This is a genomic window from Arsukibacterium sp., assembly GCF_036735525.1.
GTDB lineage: Bacteria > Pseudomonadota > Gammaproteobacteria > Enterobacterales > Alteromonadaceae > Alishewanella.
The window spans coordinates 1-661 of the sequence record NZ_DAINOE010000149.1; the positions used below are offsets into that span (position 1 = coordinate 1).

Here is a 661-nt window from a genome sequence, read left to right on the forward strand (position 1 = left end):
GTGTTCTGTATTAAAGGCATCAGCGACAATTTTGGCATAGGCTGTTTCATCATAACCTGGTTCAGCAAAGCCAATGGTAAAGGTTTTTACCGGCTGCTTACTTTGCTTAGCCAGACAAGCGACGACAGATGAGCTATCCAGACCACCACTTAAAAAACAGCCGACCTCGCTTCGATCGCAATAGGAGGCAGTGGCATGCATCAAGGCCTGGCGCAAGCCAGAGGCTAATTCAGATTTTGTCGAAGCGAGTTTATGGGCAAACTGCGGCTGCCAATACACTGCAGTAAAGGGTGGCGAATCCAGCATTAAGCTAACGTAACTGGCTGGCTCAAGTTTGAACACATCCTGCCAAACTGTATCCGGCCCCGGGATAGTATGAAAATAGAAATAATTATACAGGCCTTGCCCAGCATAGTGCTGTTGCAAACGAATGTCACTCAGCTGGGTGCCAATGCGGTATTCATCGGCATCGTCATGATAAAACAGCGCCAGGGCGCCAAATTTATCGCTGTATGCTTGCAGTTGACCGGACACCCGGTTAAATATCATAACCGCAAAACGGCCGGAAAGTTCTGCCAGCTGTTGGTGCAGACGTTGATTATCCTGACACTGAATGTCTGCCGCTGCTAGCGTTTTCCCTTGCACGTTATGACACTGTCCG

Annotated in this window: 1 protein-coding gene; it reads right to left on the bottom strand. The window is 48.9% G+C overall.

What is annotated here, in order from left to right:
- On the bottom strand, positions 1 to 645 hold a 645-nt coding region (locus V7D78_RS16375; RefSeq protein WP_333609529.1), incomplete at its 3' end, for an asparagine synthase-related protein.
- Positions 646 to 661: the final 16 nt, after the last annotated feature.